This is a genomic window from Acinetobacter amyesii (assembly GCF_023499985.1).
GTDB lineage: Bacteria > Pseudomonadota > Gammaproteobacteria > Pseudomonadales > Moraxellaceae > Acinetobacter > Acinetobacter amyesii.
In genome coordinates, this window is record NZ_JAMCOU010000039.1 from 272053 (window position 1) to 295754 (window position 23702).

The window sequence follows — 23702 nt, forward strand, 5'->3', positions numbered from 1 at the left end:
AAAGCGCCCGAAGGCGCTTTTTTTATGCATTATATTATGCTGTTTTACGCAAATCTTTACGTAGAATCTTACCAACATTCGATTTTGGTAATTCATCCATAAATTCAACATAACGTGGGCGTTTATAGCCAGTTAAGTTTTCTTTTGCGAATGCCAAAACTTCTTCAGTCGTTAAAGATGGATCTTTTTTCACAACGAATAATTTAGGTACTTCACCTGATTTTTCATCAGGAACACCAATCGCAGCAACTTCTAGCACTTTTGGATGTTTTGCAACAACTTCTTCAATTTCAGAAGGATAAACGTTGAAACCCGATACCAAAATCATGTCTTTTTTACGGTCTACAATCTTCACATAACCACGTGGATCCATGACACCAATGTCACCTGTACGGAAGAAACCGTCCGCCGTCATTACTTTGGCAGTTTCATCTGGACGGTTCCAATAGCCTTTCATGACTTGAGGACCACGAATCGAAATTTCACCTTGCTCACCTTGAGCAACTTCATTGCCATCATCATCTAGAATAGCAACTTCAGTCAGTGGCAATGGAATACCAATCGTACCGCTGAATTCCATTGATGCTGGAGGGTTTGCGGTTGCAACAGGTGAAGTTTCTGATAAACCATAACCTTCGATGATATTGGTACCGGTAACTTTCTTCCATGCTTCTGCAGTCGAAGGAAGTACTGCCATACCACCACCCATCGCCATTTTTAGCTTGCTGTGGTCAAGTTGCTTGAACTCTTCATTGTTCACCAAAGCGTTGAATAATGTATTCACTGCTGGGAAGAATGAAGGTTGGTATTTACGTAATTCTTTCATTACCGCAGGTAGATCACGCGGGTTAGGAATCAATACGTTTGCCTGACCTTTGTACATACCGTAAAGTGCACACACCATAAATGCAAAGATGTGATACAGCGGTAATGCACAGAAGATACGATCATCTGGCTGACCATCTTGCTGACCAAATTTACTTTGGAAAATACCATCACACTGCAACATGTTTGACACAAGGTTACGATGGGTCAATTCTGCGCCTTTAGATACGCCAGTTGTACCACCAGTATACTGAAGTACTGCAGTATCACTTAAAGTTAGGTTTGGACGTTTGTAATTGTTTGCACTCACTTTAGACATTGCTGCATTAAAGCGAATATGACCTGGGATGTTCCAAGCTGGAATTTGTTTACGCACTGAACGTAATACAAAGTTAACCAATGTACCTTTCAGTGTACCGAGCATGTCACCCACAGATGCCACGATCACATGTTTTACTGGGGTTTTACCAATAATCGCTTGGTAAACAGATGCAAAGTTTTCAATGATAACCAATGCCTCTGAACCAGAGTCATTCAATTGATGCTCAAGTTCACGAGAGGTATACAGTGGATTCACGTTGACCAATACCAGTCCAGCACGGAATACACCTAATGCAACAACAGGATATTGAAGAACGTTAGGCATCATAACTGCAACGCGTGAACCTTTAGCCAAACCTAAACTTTGCAAATAGGTTGCAAATTTACGGCTTGCTTCATCAAGTTCTTTAAAAGTTAAGACTTTATCCATAAAGATAAAGGCATCTCTTGAGCCAAACTTCTGGAAATTACGCTCAAAAATATCGACCAATGAGGTATTTTCTGCGGGTAATTCTACAGTTTCTGGAATCCCTGTCTTTTGGTATTCAGCGAACCAAATCTTTTCCATAACGCCCAATTCTCCTGTCGTAATCCTTAATAATCCAACTGTTTTTTTTCAATATTAAGCGGTCATTATTTAACTTGTTTGTGCTTAATATTGCATCCATTTCACGAATAACAGCATATATAACGTATTTCGTTCCATGGATGCTAGTATTATCTTTGAATGAACAGTTTATTTGCTTTTTGATATCCACGTGGTAACAACACACCTTTCGATGCACGTTTGCCCACATATTTTTGCAGATCGTCGCCTTTAAGCTTTAATTGTTGATTTCCTGCAAGCACTTGAATTATTTCATCTAAATTCAAAGTTGTCATGGATACAATTTGATCTTTTGCCTCAAGTTGTATCAATTTATTACCTTTACCCTTATTCAATACTGGTAATTCATCAAGTTCAACCAACAGCAAACGACCCGCAGAACTGAGGAGTGCAAGATGTGTTGCATTCTCAATCGCCGTTAAATTCATGACCGCCGCGCCTTCAGATAAACTAAGGAAAGCTTTACCCGCTTTTGCATTGGTATCGAGGTTTTTGGCTTGGGTTTTAAAGCCATAGCCTTTACTACTCATCGCCAAGACTTCTGTTTCATCTTCGGCAATAAACACTTGTTTAAAGCCGACACCACTTGCAGGTGCAAGTTTAGAACTCAGAGGCTCACCTAAACCACGCGCGGATGGCAAGGTATTGATGCCCAAAGCATAGCTTCGTCCGGCATCATCTAATACATACACACGTTGATTCGATTTACCTTGCGCATGGCTGAGATATTGGTCACCTGCACGGAAATTTAAGTTCTCAGCATCGACTTCATGCCCTTTCGCCGAGCGAATCCAACCCGCTTCAGACAACACCACAGTCACAGGATCTGCAGGAAGCATATCTTGTTCATTAATCGCATGGGCTTCTGCACGTTTCACAATTGGAGAACGGCGGTCATCACCAAATTTCTTCGCATCTTCTTTAAGTTCATTAATGATCAATGCTTTTAATGACTCAGGGTTCGCCAATTGTTCACGAATAATGGCTGCTTTGGCTTCCAATTCTTCTTGTTCACGGCGCATTTCCATTTCTTCAAGTTTTGCCAAATGACGTAACTTGAGTTCTAAAATGGCTTCGGCTTGAATTTCATCGATATTAAAATGTGTCATTAACACCGGTTTAGGCTGATCTTCTTCACGAATAATTCGAATCACTTCATCAATATTCAGATAGGCAATGATCAAGCCTGCAAGTATATGTAATCGTTTTTCAATTTTATTCAGATGATAAGTCAAACGACGTGTTACGGTATTTTTACGGATTTCAATCCATTCCAACAAAATACGGCGGATCGATTTCACTTGCGGACGACCGTCAGCGCCAATCATGTTCATATTGACACGATAGCTCGACTCTAAGTCGGTGGTTGCAAATAGATGACTCATCACCGATTCAGCATCAATACGATTCGAGCGCAGGACGATCACTAAACGTGTTGGGTTTTTATGATCTGACTCATCACGTAAGTCCGTGACCAATGGCAACTTCTTCGCCTGCATTTGATCTGCAATCTGCGTGATCACTTTCGAACCTGAAACCTGATACGGTAACTCCGTAATCACGATTTCATTTTTCTCAATACTGTACACAGCACGAGTTCGATAACTACCGCGACCCGTGGTTTGAATTTTAAGTAATTCTTCTGGAGAACTAATAATTTCCGCACGTGTAGGCAAATCAGGTGCAGGAATATATTCTGCGACTTTCTCATCGGTTAAGTTTGGATTGCGAATTAAGGCGATCGTGCCCTTCACCACTTCACGTAAGTTATGCGGTGGAATATCCGTTGCCATACCCACAGCAATACCCGTTGTGCCGTTGAGTAAAATATTTGGAACACGTGCCGGTAAATTCACTGGCTCTTTCATCGAACCATCAAAGTTATCCTGCCAATCACAGGTTCCTTGTCCTAACTCAGACAATAATAAATCACTATAAGCAGACAGTTTTGCTTCGGTATATCGCATCGCTGCGAAGGATTTCGGATCATCTGGTGAGCCCCAGTTTCCCTGACCTTCAATAAATGGATAGCGATAACTAAACGGCTGCGCCATGAGGACCATGGCTTCATAACAAGCTGAGTCACCGTGAGGATGGTATTTACCCAGTACATCACCAACCGTACGTGCAGATTTTTTTGGCTTACCCGTTGGCTTTAACCCGAGCTCGCTCATCGCATAGACGATACGACGCTGAACGGGTTTTAGACCATCACTGATATGTGGCAATGCACGATCCATAATCACGTACATGGCGTAGTTGAGATATGCTTGTTCGGTAAATTCTGCTACGGAACGGTTTTCTGTCGCATGATGCGCAAGGCTTGTCATAACAACCTGTAATCCTAAATTGTTCGTTCTTTATTGGGTTCTTATGCTATGTCGCAGGTGTCCCCTATACAAGGGGATGATCTAACACTCTGCGACAAATTGTGTCTTATGGCGTAAAAATATCCATTTTATTCACCATGATCAACTAAAAATTCAACAGTCTTTATAGACCGATGGATTCTAAAGTTTTGCCCTTGGTTTCTTCACCTAAAACCAAAATCACCACGGCAACGGCAATTAAGACTGCAGTAAACATCATAAATACATAGCTAAAACCATGATCCATATCCATCATATGTGTCACAGCAAAAGGCGCGGCAATGCCCCCGATCCGACCAATGGCACCGGCCCAGCCCGAACCAAAGGCACGAATATTGGCCGGATATTGTTCTGGTGTATAGGTATAAAGTACGCCCCAAGCACCGAGATTAAAGAAGGACATTAAACAGCCCCAAATCACAATCTCTGTCACACTGCCAGACTGACCGAAGAAATATGCCGAAATGGCACACATCCCAATGAAGCCAGCCAACGTAGCTTTACGACCTAATTTTTCGACCAACCATGCAGCTGCAATATAACCCGGTAATTGTGCCAAAATCATGACCAAAACATATTCAAAGGATTGAACAATGGTGTAGCCTTCTTTGACCAATAAGCTTGGTAACCATGTAAAAATACCGTAATAAGAAAAGACGATACCGAACCAAATGAGCCACAGCATTAAAGTACGACGTGCAAAAATCCCTGACCATAACTGTGAAAAACTGATGTTGTGCTTTTCTGCAACCGGTTTGACTTCAAAGATTTCAACAACTTCCACACCACATTTGGCTTCAATCTTTTTCACCAATGCATGCGCTTCATCAAAACGTCCACGGTTGATTAAATAAGGCACCGATTCGGGCACCATTTTCCAAATCACGATTGCATATAACGCAGGAATACCGCCAATCAGGAACGCTGCATGCCAACCAAAATCCGGAATAATAAAGCGTGATACCAATGCAGCAACCAACCAGCCCAGCCCCCAAAAACTTTCTAGTAAGACAATAAAACGTCCACGTACATGAGCCGGAATATATTCACTGACCAAAGTCACCGCGACTGGGAGTTGTCCACCTAAACCTAGGCCAACAATAAAACGAAATACCAACAACCAAGTTAGATTAGGTGCAAATGCACATGCAGCGGTAGCTAAGCTATAAATTACCAATGTCCACGCAAAGATTGTTTTTCGACCGAAGCGGTCTGCTAGTCCACCAGAAAACACCGCACCAATCGCCATCCCAACAAAACCAATCGAGACCACCCAACTTTTATCATTTGGCGTCATGGCCCAATCTTCAGCCATTTTCGCTAAGATGAAGGAAATGAGTCCCGTATCCATGGCATCAAACATCCAGCCAAGGCCAATAACCCAAAGTAAAGTGTAGTGAAACTTACCGATGGGTAAGCGTTGTATACGTGAGACTAAGTCCATAACAAGATCTCTGAACTGGTGGAAGGATGAACACTGCTTTCCCAACAGGATGTATGATTTTGCGTTTTTTAGTATAGATCCATGCAAAAGACCGACCATTGATCCGTCTTTTTAGCATTTTAATGTCATGTTATAGCAACGCGGTTACGACAAATCTTTTGAAGATACTGACTGATCATCATCATCTTTATAAATAAATTTAGGCATTTCTAAGCCAAAGTAAATGGCGATCAGACGTAAGGTGAAACCGAAAATGAGCGTCGCAATGACGGTTAATTCTAGCGATAAGCCAATCTCAATGCAGAGCCAATAACAAATCACGGACACAAAAGAAATACTGGCATAAAGTTCACGACGGAACACCAGCGGGACATCGTTACATAGAATGTCTCGTAAAATACCGCCAGAGACTCCGGTTAGCACCCCTGCTACCGCAGAAACGACAAAACCATGTCCCATTTCTAAAGCGATTTGACAGCCAATAATGGTAAAACCAATGAGACCCAAGGCATCGAGAACCAAGAAGATATTACGAAGATGACGCATCCACTTTGCAATCAGGATGGTAACAAATGCAGCAAAGCAGGTCAGCATGAGATATTCAGGATGCTTAACCCACGTCAGTGGATAGTGCCCAAGTAGCACATCACGAACCGAACCGCCCCCCAGTGCCGTGACACAGGCAATCAATGTTACCCCAAACCAGTCCATACTCCGCCGACCCGCAGACAATGCACCTGTCATTGCTTCTGCCGTGATTGCGATAATATAAATAACGGTAAGTAACATCGCCCTTCTTCCACTGAGGGTTGAGATGCGCGCTATTCTAAGCTAAATCTGCTCAAATGTTATAAAAATTGCGCACAACATTGTTTAAATTTTCGTCCAGAACCACAAATACAGGGTTGCTTCATGGTGATTTGCATCTCTGTGGTCGGATCAAGGAAATACCAGCGCTGCTCGAACTTCACAAAGTGTGAAATTTCATGATGTACCTGCGCTTGCTGCCCATCGTGATAATGCGCTTTAAATTCAACTTGAGCATGGTTTTTATCGAGCTTTTCTTGGGCTTGAACAACCTCGAGCTTTAACCATTGATTGGCCTGACTCCACGCTGCAATGGCACTCACATCCAAGGCTTGCTGCTGTCCAATTGCAGTTGTTTGTACAATATAATCAATCTCATGTTGTGCAAATGCACTATAACGTGAACGCATCAATTGCTCTGCAGTCTGTGCATTTTCACGCCCCGTATGTAAGGGCTGACAACAGCTACCATACTCACCTTTGCCACATGGACACTGGACTTGTGACATATTTGTTTCCATAAAAAATAGCCTGACAATGCAGGCTATTTTAACGGATCTTTCCACACAATTTTCATCAGCAGTGTGTGAATCAATATTGATCTATATAGATTAAGCTGAATGTTCTCTTGGCATCCACTTAATCTTCAGTTGGCATGGGAATGACATGCACTTTTTCGATCTTATGGCCATCCATTGTGACCACTTCAAAGATGTGTTCATCCGCTTTGAATTTTTCACCATTGGCTGGTAAACGGCCCAAATGAAATAAGATATATCCGGACAATGTCGAATACTGTTCAGCATCATCCACCAAGTCACGACCTAACAATAAAGACACATGACGAATGTCGGTTGAGCCATCGAGTAACAATGAACCATCATCGAGACTTTCTGCTGCCGTCTCTGGTTCATCTTCATCAGGGAACTCACCAGCAATCGCTTCTAAGACATCAATCGGTGTTGCAATCCCTTCAATTGAACCGTATTCGTTCAACACCAAAGCCATTTGCAACGGTGCTTGACGTAGCTGTTCCATCACCATCAAAACTTGAGCATTTTCATGCACCACCACAGGCTCACGGAGATGTTTTTCGAAATCGAGTACGCCTGTTTCAATATAGTCATTCATGACTTTATGAGTCAGTACCGCACCCGCAATATTGTCAAGCTCACCATGTGCCACAATTAAACGTGAATGCGTGGTACTGAGTAATTGAGCACGAATCGCCTCAGGTTCTTCATCTAAATCAATCCATTCCAGTTCAGGACGAGGTGTCATCACGGACTTTACTGGACGCTCAGATAAACCCAGTACCCCTTGTACCATGACACTGTGGTAAACCCCGTTGTCTTCATCAAAGACTTCATCAGCAAAAGCACGTGTTGCAAGCACATCTTCATTTTCATTTTGATTGTCTGCAACATTTTTCCCACCGAGCATACGCATCACTGCTGAGGCTGTGCGATAACGTAAGTCTGTGGTTGTCACCATTTTTTCCTGATTATGACGCATGGTTTGGTTCAAGAACTCAATCATGACAGAGAAACCAATGGCCGCGTATAAGTAACCTTTTGGAATATGGAAACCAAAGCCTTCGACCAAGAGCGAGAAACCGATCATCATTAAGAAGCACAGGCACAGAATCACCACCGTTGGGTGACGGTTCACGAAGTTCATCAGTGGTTTAGATGCCCACAGCATAATGCCGACAGCAATAATGACCGCAATCATCATGACAGAAAGGTGTTTCACCATCCCGACAGCGGTAATCACGCTATCGAGCGAGAACACGGCATCGAGCACCACAATCTGCACAATCACCATCCAAAACGTCGCATGCACAGGATTTTCTTCCTTTAGCATCGGCTTGTTTTCAAGACGTTCACGCAGTTCCATGGTGCCTTTAAATAGCAAGAACACCCCACCAAACAGTAAAATTAGATCTCGACCGGAAAATGGATGGTCGAAAATATGGAACAGTGGGTTGGTTAGAGTCACCACCCATGCAATCGAGGCCAGTAAGATCAATCGCATACACAGTGCAAGCAATAAGCCGACAATCCGTGCAGTATTACGCTGTTCTGGCGGTAATTTTTCCGCAAGAATCGCAATAAAAACCAGGTTATCGATACCTAAAACAATCTCAAGCACCACCAGTGTCAATAAACCCACCCATGCAGATGGGTCGGACATCCATTCAAAGATCATAATTGTATCTCCTGAATGTTATTCACACGTGGATCATGCTGATTTGAAGATGAAATGCATTGGACATGCGCAAACGCTTTTAATGGCGTTCTTTCTAATATTTTGATGTGTGCTGAGTGACAACAACCACTACCCATGACGGTTCTTTAGCTTAAAATGAAGTTTTAAGTATAGCAAGTTAAGGTAAAAATTCACCCTTTTTTACCAAAGTACAATCTCAGTATGGAAGAATTTAAACCCAATGATGACATTAAATTGTCATATTTAGCTGCCAATGTAGTGTCATAAAAAATAACATGCTAAGGTAAAATTAAAACGTAATGAATAGCGGATTAAAAATGACAGAAAAACGTGGTAATCCTTCTCCTGCTACAACACAACCTTTAATCGCACTGTATTGCGGCTCCCGCTCTGGTAACAATCCAATTTATCAAGAAAAAGCCATCGCATTAGCGCAAGGCTTGGCTGAACATGGTTTTGGTCTGGTCTATGGTGGCGCCAGTATTGGCCTGATGGGTCAAGTCGCTGACGCTGTGGTCGATCATGGCGGCGAAGCCGTGGGTGTGATTCCTGAGTTTATGTTGGATTATGAAATTGCACATAATCATTTGACTGAACTACACGTCGTGCGCAGTATGCATGAGCGTAAAGCCATGATGGCAGAACGTGCAAGTGCCTTTGTTGCTCTGCCCGGTGGTCTCGGTACATTCGAAGAAATTTTAGAAATCGCCACTTGGGGACAGTTGAATCAACACCAAAAACCGATGATGCTTTATAACGTCAATGGCTTCTATGATGCACTAATTGCACAATTAGACCATGCGGTCGCTGAAGGTTTCTTGCCGCCGCAGCATCGTGCCAAACTGATCGTATGTAATTCTTCGAAGCAGATCTTTAGCGCACTGAAAAATTTAGATTGCCCGAAAAATTTCGTGGTCTAACTGTATTTTAGATGTCAAAAAGGGGAATAAAGTATTCCCCTTTTTTTTATTGCTCGATGTCCTACTTCATATCAAGATCGTGCCGACTTAACCTGACACCACACGATAGAACCATGGCAATGTTGTCGCTAAGAAAATACTCATCAATAAACCAAGCATCAATTTCATCGCATCTTTGCTGACATTTCGTGAAGTTCGATATTTATTCACTTCATGTAAATGCATGGACATGGCAAATTCACGTCCTGCAAGTAAGCCCAAGAATACCCAAGTGGTACTCATTGGAATATTACTCCACTCTTTGAACACCAATAAAATCAAGGCATACATAAAGTCGATAATGGTTGCCGAGCGGATATCAGCCACACCCGTTTTGGTGTCGATAATGCCCTGAATCGCCCCACCACGTTGGTACAAAATGATCCCAAGCAGTACGATAAATACCACAATTGCAAAAATCAGGAACTCCAGCGGCACCTGACGAGGGACGTAGACAAAAATATTGGCCAAATCCTGAATCAGCCACTGACTCCATAAAAATGCAGTCGAAACCCACTGTAGTCCAATCCAAATATTCGAGGGTGTTTCATCACGTGTTTTACTGAAATAAACCGAAATGCCTTTAATCACAAAACGGTAAATAATAATCGCGACAACAAAAGCAACCGCGTAACCCATCATCGACTTGGTTAACATCGACCCGAGACTACTCGGAGAGAAAATCGTCAACACTAAGAATGTGGTACTGACTGGAATACCGTAGCGAGTCAAAATGATCAGTAAGATCGGTGGCACAATATAGAGCCACGTGACCCCTTCTGCGGGAAATGGAATCGTTTCTAAACGACCATAAGATGCATCCCCCACGCCAGAACTGTACCAACCATAAACCAATACAATGGCTAGAATACTGCTGACATAGATCCACAACAGCCACCAAGGGCGATGCGCATTGGATGAAATAAAGGTTCCCAATGTCTGTGGCACATCATTACCGACAATAGAATAGGCCGCGAGACAGAAGCCTATGACCATCAGAATTTCGATTGTCATGAAAACAAAACACCTTTGCCATAAAGAAAAAGCCCTCCAATAAATGAAGGACTTGAGCGCATTATGACAGTTTATCTGGCGTTCATACAATTTTGTGCCGTGCTTTTCTCGACATTAAAATAAAAATTTTATATAAAACAACAATTTAAAAATAAATTATTTCAATTTAATCTGATAAACCGCAGTGCTACCGTTCACTTCATTTCCAACCACCAACAAAGGTTGGGCATTGGGCGAATCTTTGGCCGCAATAAAAATCAGACCTTCAGGTCCCACATCGCCTTGTTTAACCATATCAGTACCGAAACTTGTAGTTTCATGTTTTCATTCGTCTTTTATTAAAATATGACCAATTTATAACCATTAGGTTGCATAGAGATGAAACTCTCATTGCATTTTTCTTGCAATTTTTTGGCTCAATTATGCAAAGCTTTTACTACATCCAAATGGCAATATTCATTTAAACTGTTTAAAAATCTCAGCTTTATTGACTTATGAATAGCACGCCAACGCATCAGGCTTTACAACCCGAATTTAGACTTCTAGTGCTATTGGTCTCTATTGGCTTTTTTATGCAAGGCCTGGATACGACCATCGTCAATACCGCAATCCCAGCGATGGCGAGAAGTCTAGGTGAAGACCCACTTCAAATGCATAGTGTGGTCGTGGCCTATGTCTTGTCTGTCGCAGCATGTATTCCCTTAAGTGGTTGGTTGGCCGATCGTTTTGGTGTACGAAATACCTATTTCACAGCCATCATTATTTTTACGTTAGCATCGCTGGGCTGCGGCATGGCCAATAGCCTGAATGAGCTGCTGGTTTATCGGGTAATTCAGGGCATAGGTGGCGCATTACTGCTACCTGTTGGGCGTTTGGCGATGCTTAAAGTGATTCCTCGGACACAGTTTTTATCGGCCATGAGTCTAATGAGCCTTGCTGGTTTAATGGGGCCCTTAATTGGTCCTACCCTTGGCGGTTGGATGGTGGAAGTCGCAACATGGCATTGGATATTTTTAATAAACATTCCAATGGGACTGCTAGGGGTACTTATTACCTTTAAAGCCATGCCCAATGTGACCGAACCGAGCGTAAAACGATTCGACTTTATGGGTTTTTTCTTATTGGTCGTCGCCATGGTGGGTTTATCATTAGGCATTGAAAACTTTGCCAGCCCGCATCTGCCGCTATGGTGGAGCCTGCTTTTGGTCGCTGCGGGGATCATCGCTAGTTTGATCTATGCCTTTCATGCACATACCCACGCCAATGCGCTGTTTCGCAGTAAATTATTTCAAAATCGGATCTATGCTATCGGCATTATCGGCAACTTCTTTGCCCGCCTTGGCGGCAATGCCATGCCATTTTTGATTCCCTTAATGCTACAAGTGGCTTTTGGCTTTGAGCCCTTTATCACAGGGTTATTGATGATACCGACGGTACTCGGCTCATTGGCATCTAAACCGATTATTCGTCAAATTATTCAACGCTTTGGCTATCGTAAAGTGTTATTGGTAAATACCTTCTTGGTCGGCGCCTGTATTTGCAGTTTTGCACTCTCTACGGCTGAAACCCCCACTTGGTTACGTGCCTTACACTTTTTTATTTTTGGTATTTTAAACTCGCTGCAATTCGTTTCGATGAATACCTTAACCCTCAAAGATTTACCCCAACAAGATGCCAGCAGTGGCAACAGTTTCTTGTCGATGATTATGATGGTGTCGATGAGTATCGGTGTGGCTTTGGCAGGGACTTTAGTCAACGTATTTACGGCCTATTATGGTCCTGCACAAATCGAAACGGCATTCCATAGCACCTTGATTTTACTCGGCTGCATTAACCTGATTACCGCAGCGATTTTTTGGCAGATTCCTAAACATGTGGATGTCTAAACCTGTGTCATCGGGCAAATCTATGACAGATCAGCCCTTAAAGGGTTATGATAAAATGGATACTTGGATACATTTTCATGCCTAAAAAAGCCAAATCACGTACCTCTAAAAGTTCACTCAAAAAATACAGCCCGATTATTGCACTCAGCGCTATCAGCGGCGTCTTGGCGGTGGCTGGATTAGGTTATTCAGCCGTGATGCCACATCGCCCTGCATCTGCAGAAGAATATCCCGTAAAAGGCTTTGATGTTTCCCATCATCAAAAAGATATTCAATGGTCAAAAATTTCACCAAAAAAATACCAATTCGTTTATCTCAAAGCCACAGAAGGTGGTGATTTTAAAGATCGGAAATTTCAAGATAACTGGTTACAAGCACGGGAAAACGGCTTTTTAGTTGGGGCCTATCATTTTTACCGTCTGTGCCGTGATGGCAAGATTCAGGCGGAAAATTTTATTGCTTCCGTGCCGAAAAAAGCCGATGCCCTTCCTCCCGTGATTGATTTGGAATATGACACCAACTGCATTAACACCTACAGCAAAGAGCAGTTACTCAAAGAAATCAGCTATATGCATGATCGCTTGCACCGCCATTATGGCAAACAACCGATTTTTTATACTTCGAAGTCTTTTTATAATATTGTCTTAGCTGGCGAGTTTAAACAGACGCCGCTGTGGGTCCGCGAATATAAAGGCCCACCCGATCTAAAAAACAATCCGAAATGGCTGATTTGGCAACATACTAATCAAGGAAAAATTCAAGGCATCTCGACCACCGTCGATTTAAATGTATTTTCAGGTGATGCCAATGCATGGACTGATTTTTTAGACAAAAATGGCGTTTCCCCGATCAAACCCCGTTGATTTATTCACCGACTCAGGACAACATCGAAGCAAATAATCCATGAAAACTGAGTCGCAGGATGCGTATTTTAAAAATTTTTCTTATTATATTTTCAGTCTTTATAGTCCTCGCCATCGGGATGTTGGCTTATATGGTCCAACCTTCGGGGACCTTGGCAGCGTTTAAAACGTGGCATTATCAACATCCCACACAAAGCACTACGATACTCACTCAGCGACACCCTATCACGTCAAATTCTTTGGCGTTTCGACCTTACTGTTTGACGATGGCCAAGAGCAAATCCTCATCGATGGCTTCTTTACTCGTCCATCGCTTAGTCAGACCATATTCACTCAGATTCAAAGTGATCAGCCTTTATTAAAAAGCTATATCGACCAATACGACTTAAAACTCACACGTGCTATTTTCGTGACTCATTCACATTATGATCATGCGCTCGATATTCCAATGTTGGCCCACCAGCTCCCCAAGGCCATGATCGTCGGCTCTAAAAGCACCTTAAATATCGCACGGGCAATGCCAATCAATGAATCACAACTACACGAAGTTCAAGCTTGGCAACCGATGCAAATCGGTAAATTCACCATTACTGCCATCCCCTCGCAACATACTCCGCCAACGGCCGTTAATGATGATTTGGGGGAAGAAATTTCGCAGCCACTGCAACTCCCTGCACATTTTAGTCAGTTTAAAGAAGGTGGATCATATGACTATCTCATCCAACATGGGCCACATTACAGTTTAGTCAAAGCCAGTACAGGTGCTGTGCCCAAACAATTGCAAAAACTAAAAGTCGATACTTTATTTCTAGGCATCGCCCAACTTTCCAAGCAAACGGCAGCGTTTCAACAGCAATATTTCAAAGAAACCTTAGCGACTCTTCAACCCAGCACCGTGATTCCAATTCATTGGGATAATTTTTTCAAACCACTGAATCCAGAGCTCGAATTTTTGCCCCGTTTTGCCGATGACACCCCTCAAAGCTTAAATCTATTGATACAGTCGGCAGCAGCTCAAAACACCAAGGTGGTTTTACTCAGTCAACCTGTGTCGTTCGAGTTAAAAAATTGAGGAAAGCGTTGCATTGACTGTGCGATACTGACATTCAATTTTTTAAGCACTGATCTAACTAGGCATGAGGAAAATCATACATATCGACATGGATGCATTCTTTGCATCAGTAGAGCTGCGGGAACGTCCAGAACTCAAGCAGCTTCCTGTTGTTGTGTCTTCACATCACCCTCGTGCAGTCATCTGTGCTGCGTCCTATCCTGCACGTGAATTTGGTTTACGTTCTGCAATGTCGATGGCACAGGCCCGTAAACTCTGTCCACAAGTCGTGGTGATCGAACCTAATTTTGAAAAATATCGTGCCGTTTCGGCGCAAATTCATGCCATTTTTCAACGCTATACGTCGCTGATTGAACCGCTATCTTTAGATGAAGCTTATTTGGATGTCACAGAAAATTTACAACACATTCCGAGCGCCACCGAAGTCGCTATGCGAATTCAGGCAGAGATTTTACAAAGCACTGGTTTAACTGCCTCCGCAGGTGTCGCGCCCAACAAATTTTTGGCTAAAGTCGCTTCTGATTGGAACAAACCCAATGGCATTTGTATTATCAAACCTTCACAAGTTCTGCATTTCATCCATGACTTGGCACTAAAAAAAATTCCTGGTGTGGGAAAAGTGACTCAAGAAAAATTAAAAGCCATGCAACTCAATACATTGGGTGATTTACAACAAATTGAAGAAGCCGTTCTGATTCATCATTTCGGTAAATATGGACGACAACTTTATCTGTATGCACAAGGGATTGATGAACGACCGGTCCAATCTAGCCGCGAGCGTCAGCAGATTTCCAAAGAAACCACTTTTGATGATGATCTCACCCTGAACCAATGTCAGCCCTATTGGCCCAAACTGATTGACCAAGTTTGGTCTAGTTTAGAAAAAAAGCAGTTAAGCGCGCGCGGTGTATCGGCCAAATTAAAACTGAAGAATTTCCAAGTGCTACAGCACAGTAAGAGTTTTAAATCGTCACTGAATCATCGTGAAGACCTTGCGCAGGTGTTGCAGCAATTACTGCATGAAATGCATATTTCTGAGGACGATCAATTTCGTCTGATTGGCGTAGGTGTCTATCAATTAAGTGCGCAAAACCAAGAAGCACAACTTTCGCTGCTCTAAAAACTTCAAGAAGATCGTATTTGCTTAAGATTTAGGCAGAAGAACAAAATTAAAGCAATTTACTATTCACAAAGCCTAAAATTAGAGTACTCTATCAGCGCACTACATTATCCGTGTATGCGCTGAGATGCTGAAAATCACCTTTACTTTCAGCATGCTGTCCTGTGATTGGCGTGACGATCAAATCCGAATATTACAGGGCAACTCTGTTGTCAATCATGGAATACCCCGCTGTATGCCTTCTGCAAAATCTGCTCTAAACCCTCAAAATATTTCACAAAATCAAGAACAACGCGCTCGTAAAGCCGCATTAAGTAGCTTCATTGGTGCCGTAGTCGATTGGTACGATTTTTTACTTTATGGCATTGTTGCCGCACTCATTTTCAAAGATCAGTTTTTCCCAAGTATTGGCAACAATATGGGCACGCTTGCTGCTTTAGCTACATTTGGCGTCGGCTTCCTCTTCCGTCCATTAGGCGGCATTGTGTTTGGACATTTTGGTGACAAGCTGGGTCGGAAAAAAATGTTGGTGCTCACCGTGATCCTGATGGGCATTTCGACTGTCGGTATCGGTTTATTACCCAATTTTGCGGCCATCGGTTGGTGGGCCCCGATCCTACTCGTAACACTTCGGGCAATACAGGGTTTTGCGGTTGGTGGTGAATGGGGCGGCGCTGCACTGATGGCAGTTGAAAATGCCCCGAAAGGCAAAAAAGCCTTTTACAGTAGTGGTGTACAAATTGGCTATGGCGTCGGACTCGTTCTGGCAACAGGCGCTGTGTCTTTGATTATTGCCACTTTGGGTGAAGATGCTTTTGCCGATTGGGCGTGGCGAATTCCCTTTATTGCCAGTATTGTCTTGCTGGCTATCGCAATGTGGATCCGACGTGATCAAGACGAATCTCAAGAATTTGTCGACCATGTGGTCAAAGCTCAACAAACGCCACAAAAATTACCGATTCTGCAAGCGATTAGCCAACACCCCAAAGCCTTTTTCTACATTATTGCGCTGCGCTTGACCGAGTTACTCACCATGTATTTGGTGACGAACTTTGCACTGAATTATTCCACCGCTCAATTGGGCATGGACAAACAGTTCTTCCTGAATATCACCTTAATGGTTGGTGCAATTAGCTGCTTCAGCATTCCGCTCTTTGCGTGGCTAGCAGATCGATTTGATCATCGTAAAATGTGTGTTCTGGGTGGATTGATTGGTGCGCTTTCTGCCTTTCCCTTCTTCATGGCCCTTGATGCACAAAATACTTGGCTGATTATTGTCGGTGCAATTTTCCTTGCCAATATTGCCCATGATATGGTGGTGAGTGTACACCAACCGATTTTCACCTCCCTGTTTGGTACCGCCTATCGCTACAGTGGCGCAGGTGTCGGCTATCAAGTGGCTAGCATTATCGGTGGTGGCTTTACCCCAATGATTGCAGCAGCTTTGGTGATTTGGGGTGATGGTTCATGGCATTATGTGGCAATCTACCTTGCTGTCGGCTGTTTATTGACGGCCTTGGTTGCAGCTACGATGCCTAAAACTCAAGATTAAGTGCTCTTTTTGCTTTCAGGATATTCCGCATGACCATCCAACGCCTGCATGTTTCAAAACGCTTTTCCGAAATCGCTATTTCTGGTCAATTGATCCATTTGGCAGGTCAATTAGCAACAGACCTTGATTTAGACATCAAAGGACAAACACAGCAAACATTTGAGATCATTGATCAATTTCTTGCAGATGCCGGTACAGACAAAAGCCATATTATGTCAGTGACCATTTATCTTAAAGATATAGAACAGGATTATGCCGCATTCAATGAGGTATGGGATACGTGGGTGTCTGACATTGAAGCATTACCCAGAACTTGTGTTGAAGCCAAATTATACGACCCGCGTGTACGGGTAGAATTAACCGTCGTAGCCATTAAGCCTAAATAACCATTAAAAAAAAGCATGTCTAAAGACATGCTTTTTTTTGCAAAAGACTTTGCTCTTTGAATCCCTAAGATCCAATAATTTTGATCTTTTTACGTTCCAAATCTGAATATAAATGATATTTTTTCAGATCATTAACCGGCACAAATGGCGCTTGTACACGCTGCTCATTCAAGAAATCTTCGCGTAATTGAACGTACTCAGGCACATCATCATAACGAATGACCCGATAGCCTGCCAAAGCGAGCAAAGCATCTTGATATTGCGACTGCTGCATCCGTTTTAGCACCATTGGATCATCTAAAGCGACGATCGCCAAAATCTGATGCTGTTCATCGAGGACAACAAAGTCCGCCACCATATTTCGATACTTATTCCGCGTACGATAATATTTCGTGGTCAACAGTGCATCAAAAGACACATGCGCGAGGATCGTATGCTTAGGCAAAATTTCTTTTAAACGCGTGTAAGTTAATTGCTCATTAATGTTGAAAATAGCACGTTGTTTCAATGCACTATCTTGTTGCTTAGAATCACCTTCTAAACTTTTCCAAGCCATTATGAGCACACAGAAGAGTAAAATACTCCCTATTACTATGTATATAGTCATCTCATAATCCTTTATATTTCTTATATTTTGGTTTTTCACATACTTCTTATGAAGACGAAGTATACAACCAGTATTATTTTTTTAATTTCCTATTAAAAAAAATAACTCTAACTTTCACACAATACGTATTTAAACTGACAAAAAGTTGCAAACTTAAAGCGTCAAACATCACATGCCACTTCGTTCAGAGTAATAGCATCCATTGCTATATACAGATACTTTAGATCATTCGCTAAAACGACAGCAAGTGCATTTCCTCTCACTGTCAGACAATTCCGATAAGCTGTCAAATTTTGATCGTATTTCATTGAGATAACCGACACACATATGGCATTGAGCTTGTAACAGCATATAAAAATGCAAATTGTCTGATGCTGCCGAGCATAACACCCATAAAAAAAGACACCGAAGTGTCTTTTTTTATTTAATCATTTTAAGCGCGTGATTTAGGCTTCGATTTTCCTTTGGGTTTCGGACCGCCAAAAGGTTTTTTCGCATCACCCGTTTCACGCGGCGGCAGACCAGTATGCTGCGTCAAGATTTGACCGCGCACAGGACGCTTCTTGGTGTTTGAAGGACGCGATTGAGCAGCCTTCGTCCGATTACCTTGTTCGCCTGTACGTTTTTGTGAATCACCCGCAATGCTTGAGTTCTTTTTACGTGCAGATTGGTATTGGCCCTCAGCACTACCCGCAGGCTGATACGTCGGAATCAAATGCTGTTTGGAGTTCCCGATCAGATCCTGACGCCCCATTTCTTTGAGCGCTTCACGTAGCAATGGCCAGTTGTTTGGATCATGATAACGCAAGAAGGCTTTATGCAAACGGCGGCGTTTTTCACCTTTCACGATATCGACATTTTCGGTATAACGCGCCACTTTAGCCAGCGGGTTTTTACCGGTGTAGTACATGGTTGTTGCGGTCGCCATTGGTGATGGATAGAAGGTTTGCACCTGATCGGCACGGAACCCATTCCTCTTCAGCCAAATCGCCAAGTTCATCATGTCATAGTCAGTCGTACCCGGATGCGCTGCGATAAAGTAAGGAATGAGATACTGCTCCTTCCCTGCTTCCTTACTGAAACGATCAAACATTTGTTTGAAACGGTCATAGGTCCCGATCCCCGGCTTCATCATCTTCGATAATGGGCCTTTTTCGGTATGTTCTGGCGCAATCTTCAGGTAACCGCCAACGTGATGTGTCACCAATTCTTTGACATATTCTGGGTTTAACACCGCAAGGTCATAGCGTAAACCAGAACCGATCAGAATCTTTTTAATACCCGGCAAGCTACGCGCTTTACGATATAACTGCGTCAATGGCGCATGATCGGTATGTAAATTTTGACACACACCTGGGAATACACATGACGGTTTACGACAGTTCTTTTCAATCTCTGGGTCTTTACATGCCAAACGGTACATGTTGGCAGTTGGGCCACCTAAATCCGAGATAATGCCGGTAAAGCCCGGTGCGGTATCACGAATTTTTTCCACTTCACGCAGAATCGATTCTTCAGAACGGTTCTGAATAATTCGGCCTTCATGTTCTGTGATCGAACAGAAAGTACAACCACCGAAACAGCCACGCATGATGTTCACAGAGAACTTAATCATGTCAAAGGCTGGGAAGCGGGCATTACCATAAGATGGATGTGGCAAACGTGCATAAGGCAAGTCAAACACATAGTCCATTTCTTCAGTGGTCAATGGAATCGGAGGTGGATTCAACCATACATCACGCTCACCATGTTTTTGTACCAAGGCACGCGCATTACCCGGATTGGTTTCCAAATGCAAAATACGGTTGGCATGTGCATACAGCACAGGATCATTCGCCACATCTTCATAGGCAGGCAAACGAATCACCGCCAATTCACGCGGCGGCAATTTATGCTTAATAGCTTTTGATGCAGGTTGCAGCTGCACGATTTGCGTGTCGGCGTCTAAATTATCGCCTTCACGAACAATCGGATTTGCTACCGCCTCTTTTTGGAAGCCCTGATATTGCGTAACGCTGTCTTTGCCTTTCTCGATTTCACAGCCTTCAAGGTCTTCAGTCATCACGTACGGGTTAATGATCGGATCGACACGGCCAATCGCATCGACATCATTTGATGCGATTTCAACAAACTTCGCTTTTGAAGCCCGGTTATTTTTATTCACAATAAATGCAGTACCGCGGACATCCGTAATCTCTTGGATTTTTTCACCGCGAGCCAAACGATGCATGATTTCCGTGATTGAACGTTCACCATTACCATACATCAATAGATCGGCTTTCGAGTCCATCAATACTGAACGGCGGACTTTGTCTGACCAATAATCATAATGTGCAATACGGCGCAGCGAGGCTTCAATACCGCCCAATAATACAGGCACATCTGGATAAGCTTCACGCACACGCTGGCAATATACCGTTGCTGCACGGTCTGGACGTTTATTCGGTTGATTATCCGGAGAATAGGCATCATCCGAACGGATTTTACGGTCAGCTGTATAACGATTGATCATCGAATCCATGTTGCCGGCAGTCACGCCCCAAGCAATATTCGGTTTACCCAATACACGGAACGCTTCTACATTGGTCCAGTCTGGCTGAGCAATAATCCCGACACGGAAGCCTTGCGCTTCAAGGGTACGGCCGATAATGCCTGAACAGAATGATGGATGATCGATATACGCATCACCGCAAACCAAAATAAAGTCGCAGCTGTCCCAACCGAGTTGATCCATTTCTTCGCGTGACATCGGCAAAAATGGCGCAGGGTCAAAACAAGACGCCCAATATTTGTCGTAATCAAACAACGCTTTTGGCGCAGTCTGCATAGTATAAGCAGTAGACATGGCTAGCAATTCTCGGCTGGCAGATGGAATGATCTGAAAAAAGATCAAAGAAGATGAAAGCCGATCATTTTACCATGAATTCCATTCATCATGCTTGATTATAATTTATACAATAGCTACAGAATCATTGAATTGTTTTATATAGACATCAGATGTAATAGTGCTAAAGCATCGACTTTAAAACTAGATTTAAAAATCATTTGGATCTTTGTACAATTTAAATCAATCTAGAATGTGCCATGAGTTATCGCATTTTTATTCAACATTACAGCCTGCGCCTGTTGAAATTGAATGTGCATTTCAGGTAAATATTTTTCAATATAAACCTTACGCTTATCTATACTATCTTGAGTCATCAATGGTTTTACATCAAGCATTTGACGGCGTGTCGTTTCCTGCTGATATTTTTGCCAAAAACTCAATGCTGCATTTGGATCAAAGCCCGCTTTCGACATCAGATCAAGTGCAAGGACATCAGCTTCTAGTTCAAAATTTGAAACTTTAGGCAAAAAAACAGCTTGCCCAGTCACACTACTGGCCGCAGTAGCAAGCGTACCGATACCCGCAGTTGAAGAAATCATCGCCACCTGACTTGCAAACAGCAGGGAAATCTTCTCACGATGATGATCACGCAGAGCATGTGCCATTTCATGCGCCATCACAAATGCCAATTCATCTTCATTCAGCTTTAAACTCCAATACAAACCCGTGTTAATGACAATTTTCCCACTTGGAAAACCATGTGCATTTAAATCTTTATTTAAATTCCCACTGACTTGCCAATCCCATTGACTCGAACCTTGACGGTAAAACTCCGCATTTTTTTTGAGTTTATTTAAAACCTGATCCAATTTCGGATCAATGATCAAAAGTTGTTTGTCTTTCGCTTGATGAATAAATTGTTGATACGATCTATCCGCCTGTTTAATTAATAACTTTTGAGGAACGATAAAAAACTGTTTTACGCTCTGCACCTGCTGTCCCTAAATTCGTGGTATTTGCACAAGCTGAGATTAAGATAAGAACCAAAGCCATCATTAAAATAGTTATATTTCTCATAATCACCTTCAGTTTAAAACCAATGATGATCCATATATAATTCCAACTGAAAATAAATGAAAAAAATACGAAAAATACATATAAATGATAAATATCAACAACTTGAAAATATATTATATTTTAAAAAATGATAACCAAAAATATTTTATTTATTATATTTTGATGCGTTTCATTATTATGAGGCATCTTTTAAAAGAAATATTAGACCAAAGTTGTATAATCATAAAAATAGTAAATTCAGCCATTTTTATAGTGTTATTTATATTATAAAATAGATGTAAAACGAATATTAAATAATAGCTTATTCACATATTCCTATTTTAATTTATTCAATTTTATTGCTAAAAATAAACCAATCATCAAAATAACAGCAATAAAGCTCGTCAACCCCATCCAACCAGACATTTCCCAAACCAAACCACTACTACTACCCAAGATACTAGAACCTAAATAGTAGCAAAATAAATACAGCGATGAACCTACGGCACGGTACTGCAGGGATTGAACCGAAACCCAACTACTTGCCGTGGAATGCGCTGCAAAAAAAGCAAAAGTGAATACAATCAGTCCCAAAATGACTGACCAAAATGCCGGAATGAGCATGATCAACAACCCCAACAGCATCATGATCAGCATCGAAGGTAAAACTTTTGCCCGGCCAAAGCGTTTCCCCCAACTTGCAGCCCGAGGTGAACTATATATTCCTGCCAAATATGCTATGGAGATTAGTCCAATCCATGTTTGAGAAAGTTGATAAGGTTCTTCTAATAGGTGGTAGCTCATATAGTTAAATATAGAGACAAAACATCCCATGAGGATAAAGCCTTGAAGGAATAAAATTCTCAGCTTTGGATCTGCTAAATTTTTAACGAAAGATTCATAAAATCGGTTGAAACGAATGGGATAAGCTTGAAAATGTTGAGATGCCGGAAGTAATAAAAAGAACGCTGTGGCTATACAGAGATTAATGATACCGATAATCATCATGGCATTTTGCCAACTAATATAGTCAATCAATACCCCTGCAATGAGACGACCACCCATTCCGCCAATAGCGGTACCTGAAATATACAGGCCCATTGCAAAGCCTATATCTTTTTGCGCAATTTCTTCACCTATATAAGTCATTGCAACTGCAGCAACGCCACTCACACTTAATCCGATCAGCACGCGATTCAATAAAAATATTTCCCAAAGCGGAAATATGGAACTGATAATTGAAAGTGACGCCGCCAAAAATAAAGCAGTGACCATCACAGGCTTGCGGCCGAATCGATCTGAAATCAAACCGGTGAAAAGTAGTCCTATTGCTAAAGCAATAGTAGAAAAAGATAAAGGGAAACTGCTATGTGTCGGACTGACATGAAAGAAATCCGCAAAAATGGGCATCATCGGTTGTACACAATACAACGATGAAAAAATTGCGAAGCCTGCTAAAAATAAAGAAAATAAAATGGCAAGAAATGGTCGTGTGCCGTATTCAATATAATGAGCGTTTGAAGCTAAATCAGACATGAGCTTTCCATCAATGACACGGATAGTATACGCCTTTCAGCCTTTAATTTAAAAATCACATAAAAATGAATGAAGAATTCTTTGTTTTCTTCGCCCCTTTTCTCCCCGCATAAAAAAACACCCCCTGCACTAGTGCAGGGGGTGTTTCGAATAATGAGCTGGCGATGACTTACTCTCACATGGGTAACCCCACACTACCATCAGCGCTAAGAGGTTTCA

19 protein-coding genes are annotated in these 23702 nt (G+C 42.2%); 7 read left to right on the forward strand and 12 right to left on the reverse strand.

What is annotated here, in order from left to right; all coding sequences use genetic code 11:
• Positions 1-34: 34 nt before the first annotated feature.
• From M5F03_RS16515 to M5F03_RS16540, 6 genes are all read right to left on the reverse strand, one after another.
• Positions 35-1714 (reverse strand): long-chain-fatty-acid--CoA ligase, encoded by a 1680-nt coding sequence (locus M5F03_RS16515; protein ID WP_180024224.1) that lies wholly within the window; start codon positions 1712-1714, stop codon positions 35-37.
• Positions 1715-1863: 149 nt separating this feature from the next.
• Positions 1864-4083: a DNA topoisomerase IV subunit A gene (gene parC, locus M5F03_RS16520; protein WP_180133270.1), complete on the reverse strand. Its 2220-nt coding sequence runs from the start codon at positions 4081-4083 to the stop codon at positions 1864-1866.
• 163 nt (positions 4084-4246) lie between these two features.
• Positions 4247-5566, reverse strand: a complete 1320-nt coding sequence (gene niaP, locus M5F03_RS16525; protein WP_180084507.1) for a niacin transporter NiaP — start codon at positions 5564-5566, stop codon at positions 4247-4249.
• 144 nt (positions 5567-5710) lie between these two features.
• Complete coding sequence (locus M5F03_RS16530) at positions 5711-6355, reverse strand: trimeric intracellular cation channel family protein (RefSeq protein ID WP_078189475.1); 645 nt, start codon at positions 6353-6355, stop codon at positions 5711-5713.
• 59 nt (positions 6356-6414) lie between these two features.
• A complete protein-coding gene (locus M5F03_RS16535) occupies positions 6415-6882 on the reverse strand; it encodes a YchJ family protein (RefSeq protein WP_180062765.1) in 468 nt (155 codons plus the stop codon).
• A 130-nt stretch (positions 6883-7012) separates the two neighbouring features.
• Positions 7013-8584: a TerC family protein gene (locus M5F03_RS16540; RefSeq protein ID WP_078192606.1), complete on the reverse strand. Its 1572-nt coding sequence runs from the start codon at positions 8582-8584 to the stop codon at positions 7013-7015.
• Between the two features lie 320 nt (positions 8585-8904).
• On the opposite strand from M5F03_RS16540, the gene M5F03_RS16545 reads away from it, so the two are divergent.
• Positions 8905-9525, forward strand: coding sequence for an LOG family protein (locus M5F03_RS16545; RefSeq protein ID WP_078192607.1), 621 nt, complete (start codon positions 8905-8907; stop codon positions 9523-9525).
• Between the two features lie 87 nt (positions 9526-9612).
• On the opposite strand, the gene M5F03_RS16550 is transcribed toward M5F03_RS16545, so the two are convergent.
• Together M5F03_RS16550 and M5F03_RS16555 are read right to left on the reverse strand one after the other, a co-directional pair.
• Positions 9613-10578, reverse strand: coding sequence for a hypothetical protein (locus M5F03_RS16550; RefSeq protein WP_180106750.1), 966 nt, complete (start codon positions 10576-10578; stop codon positions 9613-9615).
• Positions 10579-10734: 156 nt separating this feature from the next.
• Positions 10735-10872 carry a hypothetical protein gene (locus tag M5F03_RS16555; RefSeq protein WP_180008096.1) on the reverse strand — a complete coding sequence of 46 codons (138 nt, stop codon included), beginning with the start codon at positions 10870-10872 and terminating at the stop codon, positions 10735-10737.
• Positions 10873-11072: 200 nt separating this feature from the next.
• On the opposite strand from M5F03_RS16555, the gene mdtD reads away from it, so the two are divergent.
• The 6 genes from mdtD (at position 11073) to M5F03_RS16585 (ending at position 17457) form a co-directional block, all read left to right on the forward strand.
• Positions 11073-12464, forward strand: coding sequence for a multidrug transporter subunit MdtD (mdtD, locus tag M5F03_RS16560; protein ID WP_180102291.1), 1392 nt, complete (start codon positions 11073-11075; stop codon positions 12462-12464).
• Positions 12465-12541: 77 nt separating this feature from the next.
• Positions 12542-13327 carry a glycoside hydrolase family 25 protein gene (locus tag M5F03_RS16565; protein ID WP_372491164.1) on the forward strand — a complete coding sequence of 262 codons (786 nt, stop codon included), beginning with the start codon at positions 12542-12544 and terminating at the stop codon, positions 13325-13327.
• A gap of 169 nt (positions 13328-13496) precedes the next feature.
• Positions 13497-14399 (forward strand): MBL fold metallo-hydrolase, encoded by a 903-nt coding sequence (locus M5F03_RS16570; protein ID WP_249708916.1) that lies wholly within the window; start codon positions 13497-13499, stop codon positions 14397-14399.
• A 64-nt stretch (positions 14400-14463) separates the two neighbouring features.
• Complete coding sequence (gene dinB / locus M5F03_RS16575) at positions 14464-15519, forward strand: DNA polymerase IV (protein WP_180106745.1); 1056 nt, start codon at positions 14464-14466, stop codon at positions 15517-15519.
• Positions 15520-15754: 235 nt separating this feature from the next.
• Complete coding sequence (gene shiA, locus M5F03_RS16580) at positions 15755-17071, forward strand: shikimate transporter (RefSeq protein ID WP_180024262.1); 1317 nt, start codon at positions 15755-15757, stop codon at positions 17069-17071.
• 29 nt (positions 17072-17100) lie between these two features.
• Positions 17101-17457: a RidA family protein gene (locus M5F03_RS16585; RefSeq protein ID WP_249708917.1), complete on the forward strand. Its 357-nt coding sequence runs from the start codon at positions 17101-17103 to the stop codon at positions 17455-17457.
• A gap of 64 nt (positions 17458-17521) precedes the next feature.
• Here the strand turns inward: M5F03_RS16585 and M5F03_RS16590 are convergent, their stop codons facing one another.
• From M5F03_RS16590 to M5F03_RS16605, 4 genes are all read right to left on the reverse strand, one after another.
• Complete coding sequence (locus M5F03_RS16590) at positions 17522-18064, reverse strand: DUF2726 domain-containing protein (protein ID WP_078189487.1); 543 nt, start codon at positions 18062-18064, stop codon at positions 17522-17524.
• A gap of 433 nt (positions 18065-18497) precedes the next feature.
• Complete coding sequence (locus M5F03_RS16595; RefSeq protein ID WP_249708918.1) at positions 18498-20909, reverse strand: YgiQ family radical SAM protein; 2412 nt, start codon at positions 20907-20909, stop codon at positions 18498-18500.
• 227 nt (positions 20910-21136) lie between these two features.
• Complete coding sequence (locus M5F03_RS16600) at positions 21137-21883, reverse strand: M48 family metallopeptidase (protein ID WP_249708919.1); 747 nt, start codon at positions 21881-21883, stop codon at positions 21137-21139.
• Between the two features lie 400 nt (positions 21884-22283).
• The gene (locus tag M5F03_RS16605) at positions 22284-23483 is read right to left on the reverse strand and encodes an MFS transporter (RefSeq protein ID WP_249708920.1); all 1200 of its coding nucleotides are present in this window, start codon (positions 23481-23483) and stop codon (positions 22284-22286) included.
• Positions 23484-23702: the final 219 nt, after the last annotated feature.

Excerpts from the sequence above, each read along its gene's own strand:
- shiA (WP_180024262.1), top strand. The coding sequence starts at position 15,755 with ATGCCTTCTGCAAAATCTGCTCTAAACCCTCAAAATATTTCACAAAAT.
- dinB (WP_180106745.1), top strand. The coding sequence starts at position 14,464 with ATGAGGAAAATCATACATATCGACATGGATGCATTCTTTGCATCAGTA.
- M5F03_RS16515 (WP_180024224.1), bottom strand. The coding sequence starts at position 1,714 with ATGGAAAAGATTTGGTTCGCTGAATACCAAAAGACAGGGATTCCAGAA.
- M5F03_RS16605 (WP_249708920.1), bottom strand. The coding sequence starts at position 23,483 with ATGTCTGATTTAGCTTCAAACGCTCATTATATTGAATACGGCACACGA.
- parC (WP_180133270.1), bottom strand. The coding sequence starts at position 4,083 with ATGACAAGCCTTGCGCATCATGCGACAGAAAACCGTTCCGTAGCAGAA.
- M5F03_RS16595 (WP_249708918.1), bottom strand. The coding sequence starts at position 20,909 with ATGTCTACTGCTTATACTATGCAGACTGCGCCAAAAGCGTTGTTTGAT.
- M5F03_RS16540 (WP_078192606.1), bottom strand. The coding sequence starts at position 8,584 with ATGATCTTTGAATGGATGTCCGACCCATCTGCATGGGTGGGTTTATTG.
- M5F03_RS16530 (WP_078189475.1), bottom strand. The coding sequence starts at position 6,355 with ATGTTACTTACCGTTATTTATATTATCGCAATCACGGCAGAAGCAATG.
- mdtD (WP_180102291.1), top strand. The coding sequence starts at position 11,073 with ATGAATAGCACGCCAACGCATCAGGCTTTACAACCCGAATTTAGACTT.
- M5F03_RS16535 (WP_180062765.1), bottom strand. The coding sequence starts at position 6,882 with ATGTCACAAGTCCAGTGTCCATGTGGCAAAGGTGAGTATGGTAGCTGT.
- M5F03_RS16550 (WP_180106750.1), bottom strand. The coding sequence starts at position 10,578 with ATGACAATCGAAATTCTGATGGTCATAGGCTTCTGTCTCGCGGCCTAT.
- M5F03_RS16555 (WP_180008096.1), bottom strand. The coding sequence starts at position 10,872 with ATGGTTAAACAAGGCGATGTGGGACCTGAAGGTCTGATTTTTATTGCG.
- M5F03_RS16565 (WP_372491164.1), top strand. The coding sequence starts at position 12,542 with ATGCCTAAAAAAGCCAAATCACGTACCTCTAAAAGTTCACTCAAAAAA.
- M5F03_RS16585 (WP_249708917.1), top strand. The coding sequence starts at position 17,101 with ATGACCATCCAACGCCTGCATGTTTCAAAACGCTTTTCCGAAATCGCT.
- niaP (WP_180084507.1), bottom strand. The coding sequence starts at position 5,566 with ATGGACTTAGTCTCACGTATACAACGCTTACCCATCGGTAAGTTTCAC.
- M5F03_RS16590 (WP_078189487.1), bottom strand. The coding sequence starts at position 18,064 with ATGACTATATACATAGTAATAGGGAGTATTTTACTCTTCTGTGTGCTC.
- M5F03_RS16545 (WP_078192607.1), top strand. The coding sequence starts at position 8,905 with ATGAATAGCGGATTAAAAATGACAGAAAAACGTGGTAATCCTTCTCCT.